The sequence below is a fragment of the Pseudoxanthomonas sp. USHLN014 genome, from assembly GCF_037153335.1.
GTDB lineage: Bacteria > Pseudomonadota > Gammaproteobacteria > Xanthomonadales > Xanthomonadaceae > Pseudoxanthomonas_A > Pseudoxanthomonas_A winnipegensis.
This window is the reverse complement of record NZ_JBBCKO010000001.1, coordinates 439,525-463,332: the sequence shown is the minus strand read 5'-3', so window position 1 is coordinate 463,332 and position 23,808 is coordinate 439,525. Positions and strand designations below refer to the sequence as shown.

Annotated in this window: 15 protein-coding genes; 4 read left to right on the top strand and 11 right to left on the bottom strand. The window is 67.5% G+C overall.

Features of this window, described 5'->3' with window-relative positions; genetic code table 11:
- Nucleotides 1–285 precede the first annotated feature (285 nt).
- Both WFQ05_RS02080 and WFQ05_RS02075 read right to left on the bottom strand, forming a co-directional pair.
- Nucleotides 286–1,296, bottom strand: a complete 1,011-nt coding sequence (locus WFQ05_RS02080; protein ID WP_337052419.1) for a helix-turn-helix domain-containing protein — start codon at nucleotides 1,294–1,296, stop codon at nucleotides 286–288.
- A gap of 448 nt (nucleotides 1,297–1,744) precedes the next feature.
- On the bottom strand, nucleotides 1,745–2,635 hold the full coding sequence (locus WFQ05_RS02075) for an AraC family transcriptional regulator (protein WP_337052418.1): 891 nt from the start codon (nucleotides 2,633–2,635) through the stop codon (nucleotides 1,745–1,747).
- Between the two features lie 134 nt (nucleotides 2,636–2,769).
- Between WFQ05_RS02075 and WFQ05_RS02070 the strand changes: the two genes are divergently transcribed.
- Complete coding sequence (locus WFQ05_RS02070) at nucleotides 2,770–3,744, top strand: alpha/beta hydrolase (RefSeq protein ID WP_337052417.1); 975 nt, start codon at nucleotides 2,770–2,772, stop codon at nucleotides 3,742–3,744.
- Nucleotides 3,745–3,797: 53 nt separating this feature from the next.
- Here the strand turns inward: WFQ05_RS02070 and WFQ05_RS02065 are convergent, their stop codons facing one another.
- Genes WFQ05_RS02065 through WFQ05_RS02055 form a run of 3 tightly spaced genes read right to left on the bottom strand, consistent with a single transcriptional unit; the run spans nucleotide 3,798 to nucleotide 7,065 of the window.
- Complete coding sequence (locus tag WFQ05_RS02065) at nucleotides 3,798–6,386, bottom strand: bifunctional aconitate hydratase 2/2-methylisocitrate dehydratase (RefSeq protein WP_337052416.1); 2,589 nt, start codon at nucleotides 6,384–6,386, stop codon at nucleotides 3,798–3,800.
- Nucleotides 6,387–6,425: 39 nt separating this feature from the next.
- Complete coding sequence (locus tag WFQ05_RS02060) at nucleotides 6,426–6,824, bottom strand: type II toxin-antitoxin system VapC family toxin (RefSeq protein ID WP_130518614.1); 399 nt, start codon at nucleotides 6,822–6,824, stop codon at nucleotides 6,426–6,428.
- A gap of 10 nt (nucleotides 6,825–6,834) precedes the next feature.
- Nucleotides 6,835–7,065, bottom strand: a complete 231-nt coding sequence (locus WFQ05_RS02055; protein WP_130518617.1) for an AbrB/MazE/SpoVT family DNA-binding domain-containing protein — start codon at nucleotides 7,063–7,065, stop codon at nucleotides 6,835–6,837.
- A 207-nt stretch (nucleotides 7,066–7,272) separates the two neighbouring features.
- Here WFQ05_RS02055 and acnA point away from each other — a divergent pair, with 207 nt between their 5' ends.
- From acnA to WFQ05_RS02040, 3 genes are all read left to right on the top strand, one after another.
- Entirely contained in the window at nucleotides 7,273–10,041 is a 2,769-nt protein-coding gene (gene acnA / locus WFQ05_RS02050) for an aconitate hydratase AcnA (RefSeq protein WP_337052415.1), read from the top strand.
- Between the two features lie 487 nt (nucleotides 10,042–10,528).
- Nucleotides 10,529–12,214: an AMP-binding protein gene (locus WFQ05_RS02045; RefSeq protein ID WP_337052414.1), complete on the top strand. Its 1,686-nt coding sequence runs from the start codon at nucleotides 10,529–10,531 to the stop codon at nucleotides 12,212–12,214.
- A 272-nt stretch (nucleotides 12,215–12,486) separates the two neighbouring features.
- Nucleotides 12,487–13,362 carry a crotonase/enoyl-CoA hydratase family protein gene (locus WFQ05_RS02040; protein WP_337052412.1) on the top strand — a complete coding sequence of 292 codons (876 nt, stop codon included), beginning with the start codon at nucleotides 12,487–12,489 and terminating at the stop codon, nucleotides 13,360–13,362.
- Nucleotides 13,363–13,458: 96 nt separating this feature from the next.
- Here the strand turns inward: WFQ05_RS02040 and WFQ05_RS02035 are convergent, their stop codons facing one another.
- From WFQ05_RS02035 to WFQ05_RS02010, 6 genes are all read right to left on the bottom strand, one after another.
- On the bottom strand, nucleotides 13,459–15,678 hold the full coding sequence (locus tag WFQ05_RS02035; protein ID WP_337052411.1) for an ATP-binding protein: 2,220 nt from the start codon (nucleotides 15,676–15,678) through the stop codon (nucleotides 13,459–13,461).
- Nucleotides 15,679–15,682: 4 nt separating this feature from the next.
- On the bottom strand, nucleotides 15,683–16,822 hold the full coding sequence (locus WFQ05_RS02030) for a two-component system response regulator (protein WP_130518628.1): 1,140 nt from the start codon (nucleotides 16,820–16,822) through the stop codon (nucleotides 15,683–15,685).
- Between the two features lie 303 nt (nucleotides 16,823–17,125).
- On the bottom strand, nucleotides 17,126–18,643 hold the full coding sequence (lysS, locus tag WFQ05_RS02025; RefSeq protein ID WP_337052410.1) for a lysine--tRNA ligase: 1,518 nt from the start codon (nucleotides 18,641–18,643) through the stop codon (nucleotides 17,126–17,128).
- A gap of 125 nt (nucleotides 18,644–18,768) precedes the next feature.
- Nucleotides 18,769–19,894, bottom strand: a protein-coding gene (prfB, locus tag WFQ05_RS02020) for a peptide chain release factor 2 (RefSeq protein ID WP_130518632.1) whose coding sequence is annotated in 2 segments (ribosomal slippage) — nucleotides 18,769–19,818 and nucleotides 19,820–19,894 — 1,125 coding nt in all. Because the reading frame shifts where the segments join, the coding sequence is not laid out codon by codon here.
- 539 nt (nucleotides 19,895–20,433) lie between these two features.
- A complete protein-coding gene (locus tag WFQ05_RS02015; RefSeq protein ID WP_337052409.1) occupies nucleotides 20,434–21,819 on the bottom strand; it encodes an FAD/NAD(P)-binding protein in 1,386 nt (461 codons plus the stop codon).
- Between the two features lie 127 nt (nucleotides 21,820–21,946).
- Complete coding sequence (locus WFQ05_RS02010) at nucleotides 21,947–23,773, bottom strand: monovalent cation:proton antiporter-2 (CPA2) family protein (protein WP_130518636.1); 1,827 nt, start codon at nucleotides 23,771–23,773, stop codon at nucleotides 21,947–21,949.
- Between the last annotated feature and the right edge of the window lie 35 nt (nucleotides 23,774–23,808).

Below are 23,808 nucleotides of genomic sequence, written 5' to 3'. Positions count from 1 at the left end.
GGGCATCGAATATTCGATTTCGGCAAAAACCAGACGATTAACAGGAGATCTACGCGACTGAATACGTGCCGCTCAACTCCCGGCCGAGATTCATCGCAGCGCTACGTGACGCAATGCAATACTCAGCCGCGCGCTCACCCTTCCTAAAGGGCGTCAACTCACCCACACGTCCGTTGGACGAAACCCGATCGCGTCAAGCCTCGCGACCAAAACCGGTCGCGAAGACTCTCGATTTGACGATTTTTCCAGTGGAAAAAGGGGGAAAATGACTAGACACCCCTTTCCTCACATGCGCCAGATCCCGACCGGAGGACTACGCAGCAGCGTATCGCTGGGCAACTCGCCGAAGATTCGCCGATATTTCCCGGCGAATTTGGAAAGGTCCCAGAGACCGCAGTTCAAGGCGATCGACTTGACCGAGTTGCGGCTGGCGTCGCTGGCCGACAGGCTGCGATTTGCGGTGCACAGCCGCAGCATGGACAGATAACGGTTTGGGGATATTCCCAGCAGCTCATCGAAGGCATAGCGCAGCGTTCTCTCGCTGACGCCAACTGTGTTACATATTTCTTGCATATAAACATTTCTGTGCATGTGCAGGCGCATGAAATCCTCCGCACGGCGCAGGATCCGATAATGCATGAGCCGGCCGCGCGAGCACCGCGGGCGGTCGTCCGGCGTCGCGGAGAACTTGGCCATCAAGTGGGCGCGCACGTAGGCGCTGGCGCCTTCCAGGCGATCGCTGGTCTCCTGCGGACCCGATTCGCGCGACCATTGGGCCAGCCGTGTGGCGAGCTGCTCCAGCCTGCGCGCGGTCGCGTCGCCCGATGGCCGGAACAGCCGCACGTACTGTCCGATCGTCGGCAACGAGGCCCCCAGCCCGAGTTCGGAGAGGCGCTGTTTCAAGGCGCTTAGCGGGATCAGGACCAGCGTCAGCCTGGAGCCGGCGCTGAGGACGAACTCGCTGCTCGCCCCTGGCAGCACGGTGACGACCATCCCGGTGTCCATGCTGACCCCATGACACCAACTGGCGCTCGGATCGGTGTGGTGGACATAGCCGAACAGGCACCAGTCCGGCGGCAGCGTGAAGCGCCCCCTGAAAGTGAATGCGTTCGTGATCGAATAGATCAGCGCGTCCTCATCGACGGAGGTCGCCACGCCCGGGCACGCGCCTTGCCGGTCCAGCAGCACCACGTCCAGATCGCAGACCTTGAGCAGGCCGGCCAACGCGGCCAGATCCAACGGCGGTCCTCCCGCCTGATCCGGCTTGGAATGCCGTTTCGGTCGCGCTTCGTCCATCCCTGTCCCCCCTTTGAACCGGCCCTCGAAACATCCCGAGGCCGCGCGCATTCTATGCAAGCCAAGCAAGCGCGATGTCCCACTATGCATTCGTCTTGGCGCGTGTTGCCACGCGCGCTCACCACGTGCCGCTCTACTGACCTGCAAACGCTTGGATGCTTTGGTTCCCGCGCCGCCCGGTCTAGCGTCCGCACGGTCTGCGCCTTCACACCTCGTCCACAACCTTAGGCACGCTGGCCGTGTTGTTGGCGTGTAGAAAGTCAGGGCCTGACCCACCTGCAATGATTCGCGGTGATGTCCTGGGACCCAGGTCACGCTGGTCTTCACTGCGTTTGATCGGTGCTTCGCCCTGGTTGTTGGATCAATGGCGCAAGCGCAGAACGCAGCACTGTCGGAAACAGCGACAAGCCCGCACAACAGGTGTTGGCGACGCTGCACAAGCTCAAGGCTAATCAGGCGCGTTCTTCGTCGGATGCTTGCCCGCCGACAGGGCTTGGCGCAGCTGCTGGGGTGACTGGCCGAACTCATGCCGCATGGCCGCAATGAAACCCGCATAGCTGACAAAGCCAGCCGCCTGCGCCACCGCGGCCAGACTCAGACGCTCGTCGCGCAGACGCCAGCATGCACTGCGCGCGCGTTCGCGCAGCACGTACCGCCAGAGCGTGCAGCCCATGCGCGCCCGGAACGCGCGCGCCAGGTGGAATGGGCTGCTGGCCGCCGCGCGCGCGATCGATGCCAGATCCAGCGGCTCGCTCAGATGCGCATGGATGTAGGCCAACGCGCGCCCTACCCGCCAGTCCGCTGCACGAGGCCCGGGCGGCACGCGCGCCATGGGCATCAGCTGCGGGATCAGCGCCATGAACACCGCATCGCCGACCAGCGCGCCATGCGGCTGGCCGGTGGCGGCATCGGTGCGCAGCACGCGCAGCAGCCCGGCGATGGCCGGTGCACGCAGCTGCAAGGTGGAGCGCAGGCCATGCGATCGGTCGGTGACCTCATGCCCCACGATCTCGCCCAGCGCGGCGTCGGTGAAGTACAGGCAGGCCGAGTCCACGGGTCGGTCCCACCAGAAGCGTCCACCGTCGCCGGCAGCGATGATCCCGATCTCGTCCTGCCCCATGCGCGCGATGTGGCGGTGGCCGTCCACGCACATGCCCATGCGCAGCGCGCCACGGTCCAGGGGGAGCGTGAGATGGTGGAACGGCAGCGCCGGCGCATCCAGCTGCACAGGGCCGAAGCAGGACTGTTCCATCGCGCACCACGACCACGACGCCCGCGCCGACACCGTGTGGCTCAGCCAGGGTGGCACCTTGCGCAGTTCGGGGTTGGCGGCATGCATGGGACGCTTCCTAGCCGGCGGGAGCGCGCCCAACTTAGCAAGATTTCGAAGCTGGCGAAGCCGGCGACACGCTAGTCTCCTGGGCGACCGCGAACCGACCGCACACAGCCCTGCCCTTGACCGAGAGCGCGCCGATGAAACGCCTGCTGATGTTGCTGAGCCTAGGTTTCCTCCTGGTGTCGAGCGCCCTTCCCGCCGCGGCCGCCGTGCCCGGCCCGCTCGCCCCTGGCGACCACAACTTCGTCTCCAACGGCGTGCGCCTCTGGTACAAGGTGTCCGGCCACGGACCGGTGGCGCTGCTGCCCACGCCCGGCTGGGGGCCCAGCGCGGAGTATCTGTTCCTCTCGCTGCAGCCGCTGGAACGCGACTTCACCATCGTCTATCTGGACACCCGCGCCACCGGCCGCTCGCAGGTCCCGGCGGCCGAGGCCGTCACGATGGAGGACTTCGTAGGCGACCTGGACAATCTGCGCCGCCATCTGAAGCTGGACCAGCCCTGGTTCATCGGCCACTCCATGGGCGGCACGCAGATCCTCGAGTACAGCCTGCGCCATCCGCAGCACGTGCGCGGCTTGCTGCTGCTGGCGGCGGCGATCACCAACAACGCGCCGGACGCGGCGCGCCAGGCTGAGGTGGAACGTCAGGTCATGCAGCAGGTCGAGTCGCGCCGCGGCCGCCCCGGTTTCGAGACCGCGCTGAAGGCGTTCAAGGGCGATCCGTCGCCCACCACGGATGCCGAGTTCAAGGCGCAGATCCTGGCGACGGTGCCGATCGAGATGTACGACATGTCCAAGGCGGTCAACGGCAAGGACGCCTTCGAACAGGTGCGCTTCTCCCTGGTGGCCTTCCAACGCTTCGTCGCCGGCGTGCGCACCGACCTGGCGCCGGCGCTGCCGCGCATCCAGGTGCCGGCCCTGGTGGTCGCCGGCGCGGACGATGTCGAAGTGCCCTGGCAGCAGACGCTGAGCCTGCACCGTGGCCTGGCCCATTCCAAGCTGATCCTGATTCCCAATGCCGGACACTTCGCCTGGCTGGAGCAGCCCGACGCCTGGTTCCAGCAGGTCCACGACTTCCTGCCCACGGTGGGCTATCGCGCGGATGCTCCCTGAAAACAGAAAGCCCGGCGGATGCCGGGCTTTCTGATGTCGCACTTCGCAGCGGATCAGGCGGCGGTCTTCTCGCCGACCTGGTAATCCTCGATCTGGTCGAAGTTCATGTAGCGGTAGATGTCCGCGGCATTGGCGTCGAGCACGCCGATGTCGGCCATGTACTCGGCCTTGGTCGGGATGCGGCCCAGGCGCGAGCAGATGGCGGCCAGTTCCGCCGAACCCAGATACACGTTGGAGTTGCGCCCCAGGCGGTTTGGGAAGTTGCGGGTGGAGGTGGAGAACACCGTCGCGCCCTCCTTCACCTGCGCCTGGTTGCCCATGCACAGCGAGCAGCCCGGCATCTCCATGCGCGCACCGGCGGTGCCGAAGGTGCCGTAATGGCCTTCCTTGGTCAGCTCGGCGGCATCCATCTTGGTCGGCGGGGCGACCCACAGCTTGGTCGGGATGTCGCGCTTGCCTTCCAGCAGCTTGGAGGCCGCGCGGAAGTGGCCGATGTTGGTCATGCACGAGCCGATGAACACTTCATCGATCTTGGCGCCGGCCACTTCGGACAGGGTCTTCACGTCGTCCGGATCGTTCGGGCAGGCCAGGATCGGCTCGTGCACGTCGGCCAGGTCGATCTCGATCACCGCGGCGTACTCGGCGTCGGCGTCGGCCTTGAGCAGCTGCGGATCGGCCAGCCAGGCCTTCATCTTGTCGATGCGGCGCTGCAGGCTGCGCGGATCCTTGTAGCCCTGTTCGATCATCCAGCCCAGCAAGGTGATGTTGCTGTTGATGTACTCGATGATCGGCTCCTTGTTGAGGTGCACGGTGCAGCCGGCGGCCGAGCGCTCGGCCGAGGCATCGGACAGCTCGAAGGCCTGTTCGACCTTCAGGTCCGGCAAGCCCTCGATCTCCAAGATGCGGCCGGAGAAGATGTTCTTCTTGCCCTGCTTGGCCACGGTCAGCAGGCCCTGCTTGATCGCATACAGCGGGATGGCGTTGACCAGGTCGCGCAGGGTCACGCCCGGCTGCAGCTTGCCCTTGAAGCGCACCAGCACCGACTCGGGCATGTCCAGCGGCATCACGCCGGTGGCCGCGGCGAAGGCGACCAGGCCCGAGCCGGCCGGAAACGAGATGCCCACCGGGAAGCGCGTGTGCGAGTCGCCGCCGGTGCCCACGGTGTCGGGCAGCAGCATGCGGTTGAGCCAGCTGTGGATCACGCCGTCGCCCGGGCGCAGCGAGATGCCGCCACGGGTGGAGATGAACTCCGGCAGGGTGTGGTGGGTCTTGACGTCCACCGGCTTCGGGTACGCGGCGGTGTGGCAGAACGACTGCATGACCAGATCGGCCGAGAAGCCCAGGCAGGCCAGGTCCTTGAGCTCGTCGCGGGTCATCGGGCCGGTGGTGTCCTGCGAGCCGACCGAGGTCATCTTGGGCTCGCAGTAGGTGCCCGGGCGCACGCCCTGGCCTTCCGGCAGGCCGATCGCGCGGCCGACCATCTTCTGCGCCAGCGAGAAGCCCTTGCCGGTATCGGCCGGCTGCTGCGGCAGGCGGAACAGGTCGGTGGCCGGCAGGCCCAGCGCCTCACGCGCCTTGGCGGTCAGGCCGCGGCCGACGATCAGCGGGATGCGGCCACCGGCGCGCACCTCGTCGAACAGCACCTCGGACTTCACCTTGAACTCGGCGATGACCTGGCCGTTCTTCAGCGCCTTGCCCTCGTACGGGCGCAGCTCGATCACATCGCCCTGCTCCATCTGCGACACGTCCAGCTCGATCGGCAACGCGCCTGCGTCTTCCATGGTGTTGTAGAAGATCGGGGCGATCTTGGAGCCCAGGCACACACCGCCGAAGCGCTTGTTGGGGATGTAGGGAATGTCCTGCCCGGTCCACCACAGCACGCTGTTGGTCGCGGACTTGCGCGAGGAGCCGGTGCCGACCACGTCGCCGACGTAGGCGACCAGATGGCCCTTGTCCTTGAGATCCAGGATGGCCTGGATCGGGCCGCGCTTGCCGTCCTCCTCCGGCACGAACGGCGCGCCCTCGCGCTTGTTCTTCAGCATCGCCAGCGCGTGCATCGGGATGTCCGGGCGCGTGGTGGCGTCCGGGGCCGGCGAGAGGTCGTCGGTATTGGTCTCGCCCGGCACCTTGAACACGGTCAGGGTCATGGACGCCGGCACTTCCGGCTTGCTGGTGAACCACTCGGCCTCGGCCCAGCTGCGCAGCACGGCCACGGCATTGGCGTTGCCGGCGTCGGCCTTTTCCTTGACGTCGTGGAAGGCGTCGAACACCAGCAGGGTCTGCTTCAGGCCGTCGGCGGCGATGGCGCCGACGGTGGCATCGTCCAGCAGCTCGATCAGCGGGTGCACGTTGTAGCCGCCGAGCATGGTGCCCAGCAGTTCGGTGGCGCGCTCGCGGCTGATCAGCGGGTTCTGCTCGCTGCCGAAGGCCAGCGCGGCCAGATAGCTGGCCTTGACCTTGGCGGCATCGTCCACGCCGGCCGGCACGCGGTGGGTGATCAGGTCGACCAGGAAGTCGGCCTCGCCCGCCGGCGGGTTCTTCAGCAGTTCGATGACCTGCGCGGTCTGCTGGGCAGTCAGCGGCAGCGGCGGGATGCCCAGCGCGGCGCGCTCGGCAACGTGGTGGCGATAGGCTTCCAACATGTGCGACTCCGGTACGTAACGTGTGTGAAGAGGGAGCGGTCAGACCCGCGGCGCGATCAGCTTCAATCCCTTGAAGTAGTCGCGGTAAAAGGCGTGGTTGTGGGTGATCAGCGCATCGCACTGCAGCAGCGCGTGGGCCCCGATGAGGAAATCGGGCAGCGCATGCGGCCCGCCGCCGCGCTGGCGGTAGCGGCGCTGCATCTCGCCGGCGCGCAGGGCCGACTTGGATTCCAGCGCGCTGAAATGGATGCCCATCTCCTCCAGCACCGTCAGCGCCTCGGCGCCGTTGCGCAGGGCGCTGCAGACCTCGGCCAGGGCGATGTCGCAGACCACGACCCGGCCACTGGCCAGGCACTGGCGCAGGCAGGCCTCGGCCGCATCGGCCTGCGGGCCGTCGGTCAGCAGGTCCACCAGGACGGGCGAATCGATGGCGATCACAGGCGCAGGATCAGCGCTTGGCCGGCTCGCGGGCGGCGCGCACGGCGGCCTCGGGCGAGTCGAAGCCATCCAGCGCGAAGCGCCCGCGGGCCTTGGAGATCGCATCGTCCACGCTCTTGCGCAGCACGATGCGGCTGCCGTCCAGCTCCACCTTCAGCAGCGTGCCCTTGGTCAGCCCCAGGGCATCGCGCACCGCCTTGGGCAGGGTGATCTGGCCGCGTTCGGCAACGGTGGCTTCCATGAGTGCACCTCTTGAAGTATGCACGGATTATACATACTTGGATCTCCATACCGATAGCGGAATCGTGCGCCGGCAGGCACATAGCAGGCCATCCGGACACTCCCCAGTCACGCCGGAAGGCCGATACTGAACAGCGAGGCCGTCATCGAACAGCCAGCGCCGGGCCACCAGGTCATGGCGCAAGTCACCTCGAACAGGAGCCCGAGCATGAGCGATACCTTCAAGACCCGCAGCACGCTGGACGTGGCGGGAACCTCCTATACCTACTTCAGCCTTCCCAAGCTCGGCGAGCGCTTCGACATCGCCCGCCTGCCCTACTCCATGAAGATCCTGCTGGAGAACCTGCTGCGCGGCGAGGACGGGGTCAGCGTCACGCCCGAGCACATCGAGGCGGTGGCCAAGTGGGACGCCAAGGCCGAGCCGGACACCGAGATCGCCTTCATGCCCGCGCGCGTGGTGCTGCAGGACTTCACCGGCGTGCCCTGCGTGGTCGACCTGGCCGCCATGCGCGATGCGGTGGTCAAGCTGGGCGGCAAGGCCGAGCAGATCAACCCACAGATCCCTTCCGAACTGGTGATCGACCATTCGGTGCAGGTGGACGTGTTCGGCAAGCCCGATGCGCTGGACCTCAACGGCAAGATCGAATTCCAGCGCAATGCCGAGCGCTACAGCTTCCTGCGCTGGGGCCAGAAAGCCTTCAACGACTTCAAGGTGGTGCCGCCCAATACCGGCATCGTCCACCAGGTCAACCTGGAGCACCTGGCGCGCGTGGTCATGACCGCCGACAAGGACGGGGTCAGCTACGCCTATCCGGATACGGTGTTCGGCACCGACTCGCACACCACGATGATCAACGGTATCGGCGTGCTGGGCTGGGGCGTGGGTGGCATCGAGGCCGAGGCCGCGATGCTGGGCCAGCCGTCCTCGATGCTGATCCCGCAGGTAGTGGGCTTCGAGCTGACCGGCAAGCTGCCCGAGGGCGCCACCGCGACCGACCTGGTGCTGACCGTCACCCAGATGCTGCGCAAGCTGGGCGTGGTGGGCAAGTTCGTCGAGTTCTACGGCGAAGGCCTGCAGCACCTGCCGCTGGCCGACCGCGCCACCATCGGCAACATGGCGCCCGAGTACGGCGCGACCTGCGGCATCTTCCCGGTCGATGCCGAATCGCTGAACTACCTGCGCCTGTCCGGCCGCAGCGAGGACCATATCGCCCTGGTCGAGGCCTACGCCAAGGCCCAGGGCCTGTGGCACGACGCCAGCAGCCCGCATGCCCAGTACAGCGCCACCCTGCACCTGGACATGGGCGAGGTGAAGCCCTCGCTGGCCGGCCCCAAGCGCCCGCAGGACCGCGTCCTGCTCAGCGACATGCAGAAGAACTACCGCGACAGCCTGGCGCCGTTCGCCGAGGCGCGCGAGAAGAAGCGCGCCAGCGACGCGCGCCAAGTCGATCGGCTGGCCAACGAGGGCGGCGGCGGCACCGCCGTCGGCGCGCACGAGTCGGTCAGCGAACCGACCGCCAGCAGCGGCGCGGGCTGGGAGCTGAAGGACGGCGCGGTGGTGATCGCCGCGATCACCTCCTGCACCAACACCTCCAATCCGGCGGTGATGCTCGGCGCCGGCCTGCTCGCCCGCAACGCGGTGGCCAAGGGCCTCAAGTCCGCGCCGTGGGTCAAGACCTCGCTGGGCCCGGGCTCGCTGGTGGTCACCGACTACCTGAAGAAGGCCGGCGTCATGGACGACCTGGAGAAGCTCGGCTTCTACCTGGTCGGCTACGGCTGCACCACCTGCATCGGCAACTCCGGCCCGCTGCCCGAAGACGTCTCGGCCGCCATCGCCAAGGGCGACCTGGTGGTGACCTCGGTGCTGTCGGGCAACCGCAACTTCGAAGGCCGCGTGCATCCGGAAGTGAAGATGAACTACCTGGCCTCCCCGCCGCTGGTGGTGGCCTACGCGATCGCCGGCACGACCGACATCGACCTGACCACCCAGCCGCTGGGCAAGGGCAGCGACGGCCAGGACGTGTACCTCAAGGACATCTGGCCGACCAACAAGGAGATCGGCGACTTCATCGCCAAGACCATCGGTCCGGAGATGTTCAAGAAGAACTACGCCGACGTATTCAAGGGCGACAGCCGCTGGAACAACATCGCCTCGCCCGACGGCGGCCTGTACCAGTGGGACGCCAAGTCGACCTACATCAAGAACCCGCCCTACTTCGACGGCATGTCGGCGCAGTCGGGCACCATCGACGATGTGCACGGCGCCCGCGTGATGGGCATCTTCGGCGACTCGATCACCACCGACCACATCTCGCCGGCCGGCAACATCAAGAAGGACTCGCCGGCGGGCCGCTTCCTGCAGGAGCGCGGCGTGCAGCCGGCCGACTTCAACAGCTACGGCAGCCGCCGCGGCAACGACGATGTGATGGTGCGCGGCACCTTCGCCAATATCCGCATCAAGAACCTGGTGTTCGGCGGCGAGGAAGGCGGCAACGCGCTGTACTACCCCAAGGCCGGCGGCACGCCGGAAAAGCTGGCGATCTATGACGCGGCGATGAAGTACAAGGCCGATGGCGTACCGCTGGTGGTCCTGGCCGGCAAGGAATACGGCACCGGTTCCTCGCGCGACTGGGCGGCCAAGGGCACCAACCTGCTCGGCATCAAGGCCGTGATCGCCGAGAGCTTCGAGCGCATCCACCGCTCCAATCTGGTCGGCATGGGCGTGCTGCCGCTGCAGTTCAAGAACGGCGAGAACGCGCAGACCCTGGGACTGGACGGCTCGGAGGTGATCGACATCACTGGCCTGGACGACGGCACGTCCAAGACCGCGCAGGTCGTGGCGAAGAAGGCCGACGGCAGCGAGGTCAAGTTCGAGGTGCGCGTGCTGCTGCTGACGCCGAAGGAAGTCGAGTACTTCCGTCACGGCGGCCTGCTGCACTACGTCCTGCGCCAGCTCGCCGCCAAGCAGGCGGCCTGACCTCGGCATCGATGCACCCGCTCCCGCGCAGCCGCGCGGGAGCGTTCGAATCCGCGCAACCCTCTGCGCCGCGGCCGCCCGTTCATGACATGCATGGCGCCGGTGGCCCATCAGACATCGGCAAGCACTCCATCGTCGTTCCCGCGAACGCGGGAAGCCATGGACTTCCGCACAGACAGTCAACGGCACCGGATTTGCGCGTGCGCGGGAATCCGGATGTGGCCGGTCGCCCTTGAAACGACCGCGGCCGGCGCGCCAATGCTGCGCAAGCCCTGGACCTTCTTCTGCGCAAGACCGGTCGAAACCGCGCGCCATCGAGGGTCCCTTCAGCCCTCCGCGCCTGATCCCTCCGCCCTGACCATTCGGAAAGGTATGGAAAGATTCCGGTTTGCGGCGACTGCCGGTATGCTCATCGCGATTTTTCGGGGGAAACGCCGGATCGGCCGGCCGCGCCTCGACCCTAGCACCCTGGGAGGGGCTTGACACGATGACGCAGGAACGGCCCTGGTTTGCCAGCTATCCCGCAGGAGTTCCGCACGAGATCGACGTCGATGAGTACCGCTCGATCGTCGATGTGCTGGACACGGCCATCGCCACCTACCGCGACAAGCCGGCGTTCTCCAACTTCGGCAAGGTGCTGACCTACGCCGACATCGACCGCCTCAGCCAGCAGATGGCCAGCTACCTGCTGCATGAGCTCAAGCTCAAGCGCGGCGACCGCGTCGCGGTGATGATGCCCAACTGCCTGCAGTACCCGATCTCGATCTTCGGCATCCTGCGCGCCGGGCTGACGGTGGTGAACGTCAACCCGCTCTATACCGACCGCGAGCTGCACCACCAGCTGCACGACGCCGGCGTGTCGACCCTGATCGTGGTCGACAACTTCGGCGTCACCGCGCAGAAGGCGCTGGAAGGCAGCGGCGTGCGCCACGTCATCACCACCGCACTGGGCGACATGCTGGGCTTCCCCAAGGGCCCGCTGGTCAACTTCGTCCTGAAGTACCTCAAGAAGATGGTGCCCGATTACGAGATCGCCGGCGCCGTGCGCTTCAAGGACGTGCTGCGCCAGGGCAGCAAGCCGCTGCCCCAGCTGGACATCCAGCCCGACGACATCGCCTTCCTGCAGTACACCGGCGGCACCACCGGCGTGGCCAAGGGCGCGATGCTGACCCACCGTAACCTGGTGGCCAACATGCAGCAGGCCTCGACCTGGGTCGGCATCAAGACGCGACCGGGCGAGGAGTACATCATCACCGCGCTGCCGCTGTACCACATCTTCGCCCTGACGGCGAACTGCCTGGTCTTCATGAAGTGCGGCGGCCTCAACCACCTGATCACCAACCCGCGCGACATGAAGGGCTTCGTCAAGGAGCTCTCCAAGGCGCCGTTCACCGCGATGACCGGCGTCAACACCTTGTTCAACGGCCTGCTGAACACGCCGGGCTTCGACCAGATCGACTTCAGCCATCTGCGCCTGACCCTGGGCGGCGGCATGGCGGTGCAGCGCAGCGTGGCCGAGCGCTGGAAACAGGTCACCGGCGTGACCCTGATCGAGGCCTACGGCCTGACCGAGACCTCGCCGGCGGCGTGCATCAACCCGATGGACCTGGCCGACTACAACGGCGCCATCGGCCTGCCGGTGCCCTCGACCGACTGCTGCCTCAAGGACGACGACGGCAAGACCCTGCCCGGCGGCGACGACACGGTCGGCGAGCTGTGCATCAAGGGCCCGCAGGTCATGAAGGGCTACTGGAACCGTCCCGACGAGACCGCCAAGGTCATCGATGAGGAGGGCTGGCTGCACACCGGCGACATGGCGCGGATGGACGCGCGCGGCTTCTTCTACATCGTCGACCGCAAGAAGGACATGATCCTGGTGTCCGGCTTCAACGTGTATCCCAACGAGATCGAGGACGTAATCGCCGGCATGCCCGGGGTGCTGGAAGTGGCCGCGGTCGGCGTGCCGGACGAGCACTCCGGCGAGGTGGTCAAGGTCTTCATCGTGCGCAAGGACCCGGCCCTGAGCGAGGCCGACGTCAAGGCGTTCTGCCGCGAGAACCTCACCGGCTACAAACAGCCGCGCCGGATCGAATTCAGGGACGAACTGCCCAAGAGCAACGTGGGCAAGATCCTGCGCAAGGAACTGCGCCAGCAGGAGAAAGCCGCGCGCTGAATGCGGCGGCAGGCGGTCGCCGACCTCGCGTCGGCGCCCCACACATTTCGGGAAGTGTGCGCCCGCCGCAGGCCGTCGGCGAGGGCCTCTGCGCGCTTTGGTGATGTCTATCACACTAAAAACGGACTTTCGCCCGGGTTACTCTAAGTCATTGAGTCACAGGCTTTTTTTGACGCATTTAACACTTGGTTCAGGTGTAGGATCGGCGTCGCCGCGGCCCCCGACGCGGCGACGACCCCCTTCTCTCTCACGCCCTTCAAGAGATCGCCGCCATGAACCTGATCGAAAAGCTCCAGCCGCGTCAGCGCACCTACTCCACCATCCGCACCGAAACGACCCACGAGGGCAACGCGCACTGGCTGTACATGCATGCCGACGCCGCCACCGGCGTGCGCCCCTGCTGCCGCAAGGACATGCTCGACGAGATGTGGGCGGTGATCAACCAGATCACCCTGCCCCCCTCGCAACGCGCCAGCGGCGCGCTGCGCCACTTCGTGCTGGCCTCGGACGCGGCCGCCTACAACCTGGGCGGCGATCTGAACCTGTTCACCCAGCTGATCCGCGAAGGCAACCGCGACCAACTGCTGGCCTATGCCCAGCGCTGCGTGGAAGGTGTGCACCACCTGCACGTGGGCTTCGGCGGCGACGTGCGCAGCATCGCGCTGATCCAGGGCGACGCGCTGGGCGGCGGCCTGGAGATGGCGCTGGCCTGCCACACCATCGTGGCCGAGGAAGGCTGCGGCATGGGCCTGCCGGAAGTGCTGTTCGGCCTGTTCCCGGGCATGGGCGCCTACTCGTTCCTATGCCGTCGCGTGGCGCCGCAGGTGGCCGAGAAGATCATCCTGGAAGGCCGCGTCTACAGCAGCGAGGAGATGTACAAGCTGGGCGTGGTCGACATTCTGGTGCCCAAGGGCCAGGGCGTGGCGGCCGCCGAGGATCTGATCCGCACCCAGCGCCGCATTCCGCATTCCTATCTTGCGATGAACTCGGCCCGCAACCTGGCCCAGGCCGTCAGCTACGACGAACTGCTGGAGATCACCAAGGTGTGGGTCGAGACCGCGCTGGCCCTGGGCGACAAGTCGCTGCGCACCATGGACCGCCTGGTCAAGGCACAGACCCGCCGCGCCAGCCTGGACGTGGTGGCCTGATCAGCGGGAATGGATTCCAACCCGGCCGCCGGCCGGGTTGGTCATTCCATCAAACCTGAAAGACACTGCGCGCCCGTTGTTTCGGGCGCGGGATGATCAACGCTCGCCGCCATCGCGCGCCTTGCGGCGCTGCTGTGCACGCGCCGCCAGCGCCTCACGCCCCATGCGGAAGTGGCCATCGAGCTGATGCATGCGCTGGCGCCATTCGGCCAGCATCTGCCAGTCGGCCATGCGCATGAACTGACCGCTCTCCTCGGCCAGACGCGACATGCCCAGGTTGCCGGCGACACCTTTCAGCGCATGTGCGTATTCGCGCATGCGTTCCCAGTCCGGCTGCTCGCCGGCGCGCAGCATGCCGTGGAAACAGGCCTCGGCGTCGTTGAGGCATTGCTGGACGAATTCCTGTTCGAAGGCCTCGCCCATGCCCAGCTGCAGCAGTTCGTCCAGCACGTGCGGATCGAACACCTCGGCCTGGCTCGCGCCGGACGCCTCATTGCCCCGCGCCACGCCAGGCTTGGCAGCCGTCTGCCGCAGGCCACTGTTGCTGGCGATGTCGTTGAGCGCATCCAGCAGCTTGCTTGCCACCACCGGCTTGGCCAGGAAGGCGTAGGCGCCGGCCTGCTCGCAGCTGCTGATCGATTGCGGGGTGACATCGGCACTGAGCACCAGCACCGGCGTGCGCGGCCCGCCGCCGGCCTGCATCACGCGCAGTTCCTTGAGCAGGTCCAGCCCGCTCATGCCGGGCATGTGCAGATCGATGATGGCCGCGTCGTAGTCGGTCACCGCCAGGGCATCGAGCACCTCCTCGCCGCCGTTGACGCAGACCACGCGGTGGCCGGCCTTCTGCAGCAGGCGCTGCAGCACCATGCGGTTGGCCTCGTGGTCGTCGGCCACCAGGATCTGCATGCTGCGCACGCGCGCACGATGACGCAGGAAGGGGTCGGAGAAGGCGATGACATTCTCCGCGCGGACCTCCTGCGCGGCGCCTGCCTCGGCCCAGTCCTCGACCTCGTCGATGTCCTCGGCCAGCGCCGGCACCATCGGCGTCTCGCTGGGCACCACGCCGTCGAACGGCACTTCGACCCAGAAGGTGCTGCCCAGACCGACTTCACTCTCGAAGCCGATGGCCCCGCCCATGGCCTCGGTCAGGCCCTTGGCGATGGCCGCGCCCAGGCCGGTGCCTCCGTAGCGACGGCTCAGGCTGACATCGGCCTGCTCGAAGGCCTCGAACAGCCGGTCCTGCAGCCGCGGCGGGATGCCCACGCCGGTGTCGATCACCGTGAAGCGCAGGCGCACGCGCGCATCGATCGAGGGCACGGTGACGACCTGGATGCGCACGCCGCCGCGGTCGGTGAACTTGACCGCGTTGCCGACCAGATTGATCAGCACCTGACGCAGGTGGCGCGCATCGCCCATCAGCGTGGCCGGCACGTCGTCGGCGAAGTGGACGGTGTAGTCCAGCTTCTTGGCCTTGGCCTGCGGCAGCATGATGAAGCCCACATGCTTGACCAGCTCGCGCGGGGCGAACTCGCTGATGTCCAGGCGCAGCTTGCCGGCCTCGATCGCCGAGATGTCCAGCACTTCTTCCACCAGCGCCAGCAGGCTGCGGGCCGAGGCCTGGATGGTGTTCAGGCATTCGCGCTGCTCGGCGTCCAGGCGCGTGGTGGCCAGCACCTCGGTCATGCCCGACAGGCCGTTGAGCGGCGTGCGGAACTCATGGCTCATATTGGCCAGGAAGCGGCTCTTGGCCTCGCTGGCGCGGCGCGCGTCGGCGCTGGCACGGGTCAGCTTGCGCAGCAGGTTGGAGAAGTACAGCGGCACCGCGGCCAGGCCGCCGATCAGCCCGATGCCCAGCTTCAGATTGGACAACCAGTAGTCGGTCATCAGGACCGTGGTGGTGAAGCTGACCATCGCCATGGCCACGGCCAGGTACAGATAGTTGTTGCCGTAGCGCATGCCGTTGCCGACGGTGACCCACATCACCACCACATATACCCAGCCCAGCGGCTCGCCCATCTGGATCATGCCGGCGGCCATCAGGCCGTAGTCGGCGAGCATGCCGATGATCCGGCGCGTGTCCGAGCGCTCCGGACGCAGCCACATCCAGCCCAGCAGGATGCAGCCCAGGGTCAGGCCGCTGAGCACGATGGCCAGCACGCCTTCGTACTGTGCGGCCGGCAGCTGCGCGCGCACCGGCGGCAGCAGCACGTACATCAGGATCAGGCTGATCAGCGCAATCCGGACCAGGGCCTGGCCGTGTTCGTTGTCGCGACGCGCCGGCAGGCGCTCTTTGAACTGTTGCAGCAGGGCGGCCATGGGACTACTCCAATCCGGGGCGTGCTTGCAGCGTCGAATAACGGTCGCAGATCTGGTCCAGCCGCTCGCGGCCGCGGAACAGCGCGTCCACGCAGGCCGGGTCGAACAACCGCCCGCGCTGCGCGTAGAGATAGGCCAGCGCCGCATCGCGCGTCCATGCCGGCTTGTAGGGGCGTGCGGAGATCAGCGCGTCGAACACGTCGGCCACCGCCACGATGCGCGCCTCGATCGGGATCTGCTCACCGCGCAGGCCGTCGGGATAGCCGCTGCCGTCGAAGCGCTCGTGATGGCGCAGGGCGATGATCGCGCCGGTCTGGATCAGCCGGTTCTGGCTGCCGCTGAGCAGCTCATGGCCGATCTTCGGATGCCGGCGCATGACCGCCAGCTCCTCGGCGTCCAGCGGGCCGGGCTTCATCAGCACCGCGTCGGGGATGGCGATCTTGCCCATGTCGTGCAGGGGCGCGGCCAGCTCGATGGCGCGCACGTCCTCCTCGCCCATGCCTAGCTGCTCGGCCACCAGCGCGGCGATGCGCGCCATGCGTTCCAGGAAGGCGCTGGTGCCGCTGTCGCGGTACTCGATGGCGCGGGCCAGGCGCGAGAGCGTCTCGCGCTCGCGCTCCTCGACCTCGTGCATGCTCGACAGCAGGCGCTGCTCCAGCGACAGCGCGCGCTGCTTGACGTTCTCCGACTGCTGGCGCAGCTGCAGCAGGTTGCGACAGCGGGCGCGCAGCTCGCGCGGGCGCACCGGCTTGACCAGGAAATCGATGACGCCGGCCTCCAGCGCGGCCTGGCGGATCGGCTCGTCGCCGACCACAGTGATCAGGATCACCGGGATGTCGCGGTGCATGGGCAGGCGGCGGAAGCGGCGGGCGAACTCCAGCCCGTCCATGCCCGGCATGCGGTAGTCCAGCAGCAGCAGGTCGGTGCGGTGCTGGCTGCACCACTCCAGCGCCACCTGCGGGTCGCCGAAGTCGTGCACCGCCAGCTCGGTGGCGATGTCCTCGATCACGTGGCGCAGCATGGTCCGCGCGGACGCCTGGTCGTCGATGATGACGATGTTCAATTCGCTACCTGCGCCATTGGGCCAGCGTTGCTGGTCCGTCGGGGAGGACACCGCAGTGAACACGCGGCTCGGGGTAAGCATGAAACACCACCTCTCGGGGGATTACGAGGCTGCCAGAATGTGAAGGAACCCCGCCGCATCGGGATTCCCGCCTCGAATCGCGGCGCACGCCACGGATCGAGACCTACTGTCAAGCATGAAGCATGCCACCGAACCCGAGTCGGATCTTTCGGCAAAAAACCGTCAATCCCTGATGGAAAGACGTCCAACCCGGTGGAAAGGGGCCAAATGCAGCCGTTTCGAGGCGTTTGGTCCGCGCGCAAAAAGTTTCCTATGCAACCAATTGAGAGCCGAGCAGGTTGGCCTGCCCGGCTGCGTCACTTTTCAACCCTGGGTCTCGGGCCGCATGTAGGGGAACAGCAGCACGTCGCGGATCGAGGAGGTGCCGGTCAGCAGCATCACCAGACGGTCGATGCCGATGCCCAGGCCGCCGGTCGGCGCCATGCCGTACTCCAGGGCGCGGATGTAGTCGGCATCGAAGTGCATGGCCTCGTCGTCGCCGCTGTCCTTGGCCTCGACCTGGGCGCGGAAGCGCGCGGCCTGGTCTTCCGGATCGTTGAGCTCGGAGAAGCCGTTGGCGATCTCCTTGCCGTTGATGAACAGCTCGAAGCGATCGGTGTAGCCGGCCTCGGTATCGCTGGCGCGAGCCAGCGGTGAGACCTCGACCGGGTGGTCGGTGATGAAGGTCGGCTGCACCAGGGTGTGCTCGACGGTGGCCTCGAAGATTTCCAGCAGCAGCTTGCCCCAGCCCCAGGACGGCTTGACCTTGATCCCGAGCCGCTCGCAGTGGCGCCGCAGGGCGTCGCGGTCGGTGCAGTCGGCGGCGGTGATCTCCGGGTTGTGGTGGCGCACGGCCTCGTCCATGCGCCAGCGGCGGAACGCCGGGCCCAGGTCGATCTGTGCGCCGTCCCATTCCACCTGCGTGGTGCCGAGCACGGTCTGGGCGGTGTCGCGGATCACGCCTTCGGTCAGGTCCATCACCTCGTGGTACGTGGCGTAGGCCTCATACAGCTCGAGCATGGTGAATTCGGGGTTGTGGCGCGTGGAGACGCCTTCGTTGCGGAAGTTGCGGTTGATCTCGTACACGCGCTCCAGGCCGCCGACGACCAGACGCTTGAGATAGAGCTCCGGCGCCACGCGCAGGTACAGCTGCAGGTCCAGCGCGTTGTGATGCGTAGTGAACGGCTTGGCCGTGGCGCCGCCGGGGATGTAATGCATCATCGGCGTTTCCACTTCCAGGAAGCGGCGCGCGTCGAGCCAGGCGCGGATGGCGCGGATGATCTTGCTGCGCTTGATGAACACCTCGCGCGACTCGGGCGTCACGATCAGGTCGACATAGCGCTGGCGATAGCGCTGCTCGACATCGCTCAGGCCGTGCCACTTGTCCGGCAGCGGACGCAGCGACTTGGTCAGCAGGCGGATCGTGGTGGCCTTGATCGACAGCTCGCCGGTCTTGGTGCGGGTCAGCGTGCCTTCCACGGCGATGATGTCGCCCACGTCCCAGCCCTTGAACGCGGTGTAGGCCTCGCCCAGCGTATTGCCCTGCAGGAATAGCTGGATGCGCCCGGACTCGTCCTGCACCTGGGCGAAGCTGGCCTTGCCCATCACCCGCTTGGCCATCAGCCGGCCGGCCAGCTTGACCTGGCGATCCAGGCCTTCGAGCACCTCGGCGGTGAAGGTCTCCGCGTCGGCGAACTCGGCCTGCAGATCGCCGGCATAGACCTCGCGCTTGAAGTCGTTGGGATAGGCGATGCCCTGCCCGCGCAGCGCGGTGAGCTTGCCGCGGCGCTCGGCGATGAGGCTGTTCTCGTCGGGGGGCGTGGTGGTGGGCTGGTCGGTCATGGGGTGGGGACTAAGGTTGGGAGAAGTGAGAAGTAAGAAGCGAGCGAGAGAAGGAGACGGCGAGTGCGGCGGCAGGCACGGCCCGCCTCGACTCACGTCTCACGCCCCTCCAGGCGCTCCTGCCTTCAGGCGTCGACGCGCTTGGCGCCCGCATCCAGGCCGGACTTGAGGCTGGCCTCGAGGAATTCGTCCAGGTCGCCGTCGAGCACCTTCTGCGTGTCCGAGCGCTCCACGCCGGTGCGCAGGTCCTTGATGCGGCTCTGGTCGAGCACGTAGTTGCGGATCTGGCTGCCCCAGCCGATGTCGGACTTGGTGGCTTCCAGCGCGTTCTTCTCGGCGTTGCGCTTCTGGATCTCGATCTCGTAGAGCTTGGCCTTGAGCATCTTCATGGCGCGGTCGCGGTTGGCGTGCTGGCTGCGCTCGGTCTGGCAGGCCACCACCACGCCGGACGGCACGTGGGTGATGCGCACGGCCGACTCGGTCTTGTTGACGTGCTGGCCGCCGGCGCCGGAGGAGCGGTAGACGTCGGTCTTCAGATCGGCCGGGTTGATCTCGATGTCGATGTTGTCGTCGACCTCGGGCGAGACGAACACGCTGGTGAAGCTGGTGTGGCGCCGGTTGTCCGAGTCGAACGGCGACTTGCGCACCAGCCGGTGCACGCCGATCTCGGTCTTGAGCCAGCCGTAGGCATAGTCGCCCTCCACGCGGAAGGTCGCCGACTTGATGCCGGCCACTTCGCCGGCCGATGCCTCCATCAGCTCGACCTTCCAGCCGCGGCCCTCGGCCCAGCGCAGGTACATGCGCAGCAGGATCTCGGCCCAGTCCTGGGCCTCGGTGCCGCCGGCACCGGCCTGGATGTCGACGAAGGCGTTGGTGGCGTCCATCTCGCCGGAGAACATGCGCTGGAATTCCAGCTTGTCCACGTCGCGGGCGAAGCGTTCGACGTCGGCGACCACGGCGTTGGCGGTGTCCTCGTCGGATTCCATCTCGGCCAGTTCCAGCAGCTCGCTGGCGCCGTTGAGGCCTTCGGTCAGGTCGCGGATGCCGTTGACCGTGCGGTCCAGCTGGGCACGCTCGCGGCCCAGGTTCTGGGCGCGCTCGGGGTCGTTCCAGATATCGGGGTTTTCGAGCTCGCGCTCGACTTCTTCCAGACGCTCGCGCTTGGCGTCGTAGTCAAAGATACCCCCTGAGCGAGCCCAGCCGCTCGGTCAGGTCGGCGATGCGCTGGCGGACGGGATTGAGTTCGATCATGGGAGCGATGCGATGCGTGGCAATGGATAGCCCGCCATTCTAGCAAGACTGCCCGAGAGGCCCCTTTTTTCGGGTCTTCGCAGCAGTTCGGGGCCCAGTGAACAGACTTCGGTGCCCAGCCTCGACCCGGCCGGGCGCGGCTCCTCGGCTCGGTCCGCCATCCATGGCGGACTCGCCGCCGCGGGCCATCCCTGGCCCGCTCTCCGCGCGCCCGGCCGGGTCGAGGCCCTGCGACGGATAGCGCAGAACTTCTTTCGACCCGAAGCGTTAGAGCATGACGCGCGAGGCAGCGGTCCGGCGGGCGGTGGCCGCGACGAGCGAGGCAGGAGCCGAGCGCCCGAATCAGGGCAGGATGCCCTGATTGAGGGAAAAGCGGACGCCGCCCGCCGGACCGCTGCCTTTCCGAAGTCGAGACACTCACCCGTGGCGGCATCTGATCAGGAGAGAAGCCCCCTCATCAGCAACCCGAAGGCGTCGCCTGGACGGTCACACGCATATTTCGTCGCGGCTTGCACTGGCGCAGCTTTGCTGGCCCTCGCTCAGACCGCCGCGCGCAGCGCCGGCTGTCCTGCGTCCGAGTCGACCGGCTGCGCCAGTAGCCGCGTGGCCAGGGTGCGGGCGGCGGCGCGCAGTTCGGGCACGGCGGTGATCTCCCACAGCTGGCCCCGCAGCAGCGGGCCCAGGCAGTACAGGCCCGGCACCGCACTGCCGGAACGATCGCGCACCTGCAGACGCTCGTCCACGTCCACGCCCAGGCCAAGCGGGTCCGCACCCAGCAGGCCTGCGTCGCGCAGGGTGGCCACCAGCGGATGGCTGGTGCGCTCGATGTCGGTATCCAGTCCCGTCGCCCGGATCAGTACGTCGAAGTGACCCACCCAGGCGCTGGTCGCGCCACGCGGCCGGACCAGCACCTCGACCTCGTGCGCGCCCAGCCGCGCGCGCAGCAGACGCCCGGCCAGCACCCGCAGCTGGCCGCGATCCTGCAGGGCCTGCAGCTGCTCGGCGACCTTGGGCGCCACCCGATGGCGCAGCGCCTCCCAGTGCGAGCGCAGGTGGCGCAGAAACCGGGCGCGATCGGCCTGTTCCAGTCCACGCCAGAACGGCTGCAGGTGCGGGCGCAGCGCATCGATCAGGCGCCGCCAGTCGTCCACCACCGCGGAGAGCTGGCGCAGCGTGCGCACCAGCCCGCGCAGATCGTGGTCGCGCAGGCTCTGCTGCACGCTCGGCGGCAGCTCGAGCGGCGCCCCGGGCGCCTCCAGATGGGGCAGCGGCATCAGGCCGTGGCGCGAGAGCACCGTGATCGGCCCGCGATGGTCGCGCTGGCGCAGCGTCACCACCACATCGGCCATGGTCAGTCCGGTGCCGACGATCAGCAGTCGCGCGTTCGGCGCGATGGCGTCGATCGCCCCGTCCTGCCACGGCCAGCCGATGTAGCGCCGGTCCACCGCCAGGCGCGGACCGACGCCGGCCAGGCGCTGCGGCGGAAGCGCGCCCACGCACAGCACCACGCGGTCGCTGAGGAAGTCCTCACCATTGCCCAGCAGCACGCGGAAGCCGCCGGGCACGCGGTCCACCGCAATGACTTCTTCCTCGATGCGGGCGAAGTTCCGGGCCTGCGCCGTGGCCTGGTGCAGCTGGTCCTGCAGATAGTCGCCGTACGCCAGCCTAGGCAGGAACCCCAGCCGCCCGCCCTCGCCCAGCGCCAGTGCGTCGGCGAACCCGGTCGGCGCGTCGGCGACCAGGCCCAGGTCCTTAGCGCGCGCATTGAGCAGGTGCTCGGGCCGCGCGGCACCATAGGCCACGCCGCGGCCGAAGGTCTCCGGCTGACCGACCAGCGTGACGCGGGCCTGGGGCCCGCCCTGGCGCAGCAGCTCCGCCGCGAGTGCGCTTCCACAGAAGCCTGCCCCGATCAGGGTGATGTGCATGGCGATCCTTCCTGTCTCCTAGCGGAACGCCCATCTGACCGCAGCCCGATGCGCCCGGTGTAAAGGAGGGGTTAGAAGCGTGGAAACGCTTTCTGCCGACTCGGCATGAGCACATGCCGCGTCGTTATCACGCGCTGGAGTCTTCGGCTTCGCCGCCGGCATCCAGACGCCGGCTCTCGCGGCGCGGCGCGGTGAACGGGGTCGGCGTGGCCGGCGCGGTGTTGCCGATCAGCAGCGGAATGCCGGCACGGACATCGCCGGCGGCGACCTCCAGGTCGAAGCGCTCGGCGTCCAGCCGGCGCACTTCGCTGGCCGTGCGCGCCGCCACGTCCTCGTCCACGCCCATGGCCTCCAGCGCGGCCTGGCCGAAGCGCACCGCCGATTCGAAGGTTTCGCGGATCTGGAAATCCACTCCGGCCGCGACCAGCTTGAGCGAATGCTCGCGGTCGAAGGAGCGCGCCAGCACTCTGGCCTGGGTGAATTCCTGCTGGGCCAGTTCGACGATCAGGCTGGTGGTCTCCGGCCTGTCGGTGCAGATGGCGATCAGGCGCGCGGTGGACGCACCGGAGGCACGCAGCACGTCCAGGCGCGTGCCGTCGCCGAAGAACACCTTGAAGCCGAACTCCTCGGCGCTGCGGATCATGTCGATGTCGCTGTCGATGATGGTCACATCGATGTCGCGCGCCAGCAGCGACTGGCTCATAACCTGGCCGAAGCGGCCGAAGCCGATGATCAGCACGCTGCCGCTCTGGTCGTGCACCGCCTCGATGCCCTCCATCGAGGCGGTCGCCTGCGGCATGAAGCGGCGCGCGACGAGCACCACCAGCGGGGTGAGCACCATCGACAGCACCACCACCGCGGTCATCGTCGCGCTGATGGTGGGGTCGATCAGGCCGGCGGCCAGCGCGGCGGCATAGAGGACGAAGGCGAACTCGCCGCCCTGCGCCATCAGCACCGCGCGGTCGAGCGCCTCGCCATGGCTGCTGTGGGTCAGGCGCGCGACCACATAGATGCACAGCGCCTTGGTCACCATCATCGCCACCACCAGCCCGGCGACGACCAGCGCATTGTTGGCCACCACCGACAGGTCCAGCGACATGCCGACCGAGAGGAAGAACAGGCCCAGCAGCAGGCCGCGGAACGGCTCGATGTCCGCCTCGATCTGATGGCGGAACGTGGACTCGGACAGCAGCACGCCGGCCAGGAACGCGCCCATCGCCATCGACAGGCCGCCCAGCTGCATCAGCAGCGCCGCGCCCAGCACCACCAGCAGGGCGGCGGCGGTCATCACCTCGCGCGCCTTGGCCCGCGCCAGCAGCCGGAACAGCGGATTGAGCAGCCACAGCCCGGCGGCGATCAGCCCGGCCAGGCAGGCCACGCTGATGCCGATGGACATCCCGCGCGAATGCCCCCCGCTCTCGGCCGGCAACGGCGAGAGGAATGCCACCAGCGCCAGCAGCGGCACGATCAGCAGATCCTCGAACAGCAGCACCGCGACGATCTTCTGCCCATGCGGCAGCGCGATATCGCCGCGCTCGCCGAGCAGCTGCATGACGATCGCGGTGGAAGTGAGCACGAAGCCGGCCGCGCCGACGAAGGCCACCGCCCCATGCAGGCCGAACAGCACACCCACACCGGTCAGCGCCGCGGTGCACAGCGCGATCTGCAGCGACCCGAGACCGAAGATCTGTCTGCGCAAGCCCCACAGATGCGAGGGCCGCATCTCCAGCCCGATCACGAACAGGAACAGCACCACGCCCAGCTCGGCCACGTGCAGGATGGACTGCGGATCGTTGAACCAGCCCAGCCCGAACGGGCCGATGACCAGGCCGGCGGCCAGATAGCCCAGCACCGAGCCCAGGCCCAGACGGCGGAACAGCGGGACAGCGACCACCGCCGCGCCCAGCAGGGCGACCACGTTGACCAGTTGGCTGGATTCGGATTCGACGCTCATGCACCGAGTCTAACGGCGCATGTCAGCGCTGCAAT

What these genes read in the sequence shown, in the direction of transcription:
- WFQ05_RS02055 (WP_130518617.1), bottom strand. Translation starts at nt 7,065, where the DNA reads ATGGAAGCCACCGTTGCCGAACGCGGCCAGATCACCCTGCCCAAGGCG.
- WFQ05_RS02015 (WP_337052409.1), bottom strand. Translation starts at nt 21,819, where the DNA reads ATGCACATCACCCTGATCGGGGCAGGCTTCTGTGGAAGCGCACTCGCG.
- WFQ05_RS02070 (WP_337052417.1), top strand. Translation starts at nt 2,770, where the DNA reads ATGAAACGCCTGCTGATGTTGCTGAGCCTAGGTTTCCTCCTGGTGTCG.
- WFQ05_RS02045 (WP_337052414.1), top strand. Translation starts at nt 10,529, where the DNA reads ATGACGCAGGAACGGCCCTGGTTTGCCAGCTATCCCGCAGGAGTTCCG.
- WFQ05_RS02040 (WP_337052412.1), top strand. Translation starts at nt 12,487, where the DNA reads ATGAACCTGATCGAAAAGCTCCAGCCGCGTCAGCGCACCTACTCCACC.
- WFQ05_RS02010 (WP_130518636.1), bottom strand. Translation starts at nt 23,773, where the DNA reads ATGAGCGTCGAATCCGAATCCAGCCAACTGGTCAACGTGGTCGCCCTG.
- WFQ05_RS02075 (WP_337052418.1), bottom strand. Translation starts at nt 2,635, where the DNA reads ATGCATGCCGCCAACCCCGAACTGCGCAAGGTGCCACCCTGGCTGAGC.
- WFQ05_RS02030 (WP_130518628.1), bottom strand. Translation starts at nt 16,822, where the DNA reads ATGCTTACCCCGAGCCGCGTGTTCACTGCGGTGTCCTCCCCGACGGAC.
- WFQ05_RS02065 (WP_337052416.1), bottom strand. Translation starts at nt 6,386, where the DNA reads ATGTTGGAAGCCTATCGCCACCACGTTGCCGAGCGCGCCGCGCTGGGC.
- acnA (WP_337052415.1), top strand. Translation starts at nt 7,273, where the DNA reads ATGAGCGATACCTTCAAGACCCGCAGCACGCTGGACGTGGCGGGAACC.
- WFQ05_RS02080 (WP_337052419.1), bottom strand. Translation starts at nt 1,296, where the DNA reads ATGGACGAAGCGCGACCGAAACGGCATTCCAAGCCGGATCAGGCGGGA.
- lysS (WP_337052410.1), bottom strand. Translation starts at nt 18,643, where the DNA reads ATGACCGACCAGCCCACCACCACGCCCCCCGACGAGAACAGCCTCATC.
- WFQ05_RS02035 (WP_337052411.1), bottom strand. Translation starts at nt 15,678, where the DNA reads ATGGCCGCCCTGCTGCAACAGTTCAAAGAGCGCCTGCCGGCGCGTCGC.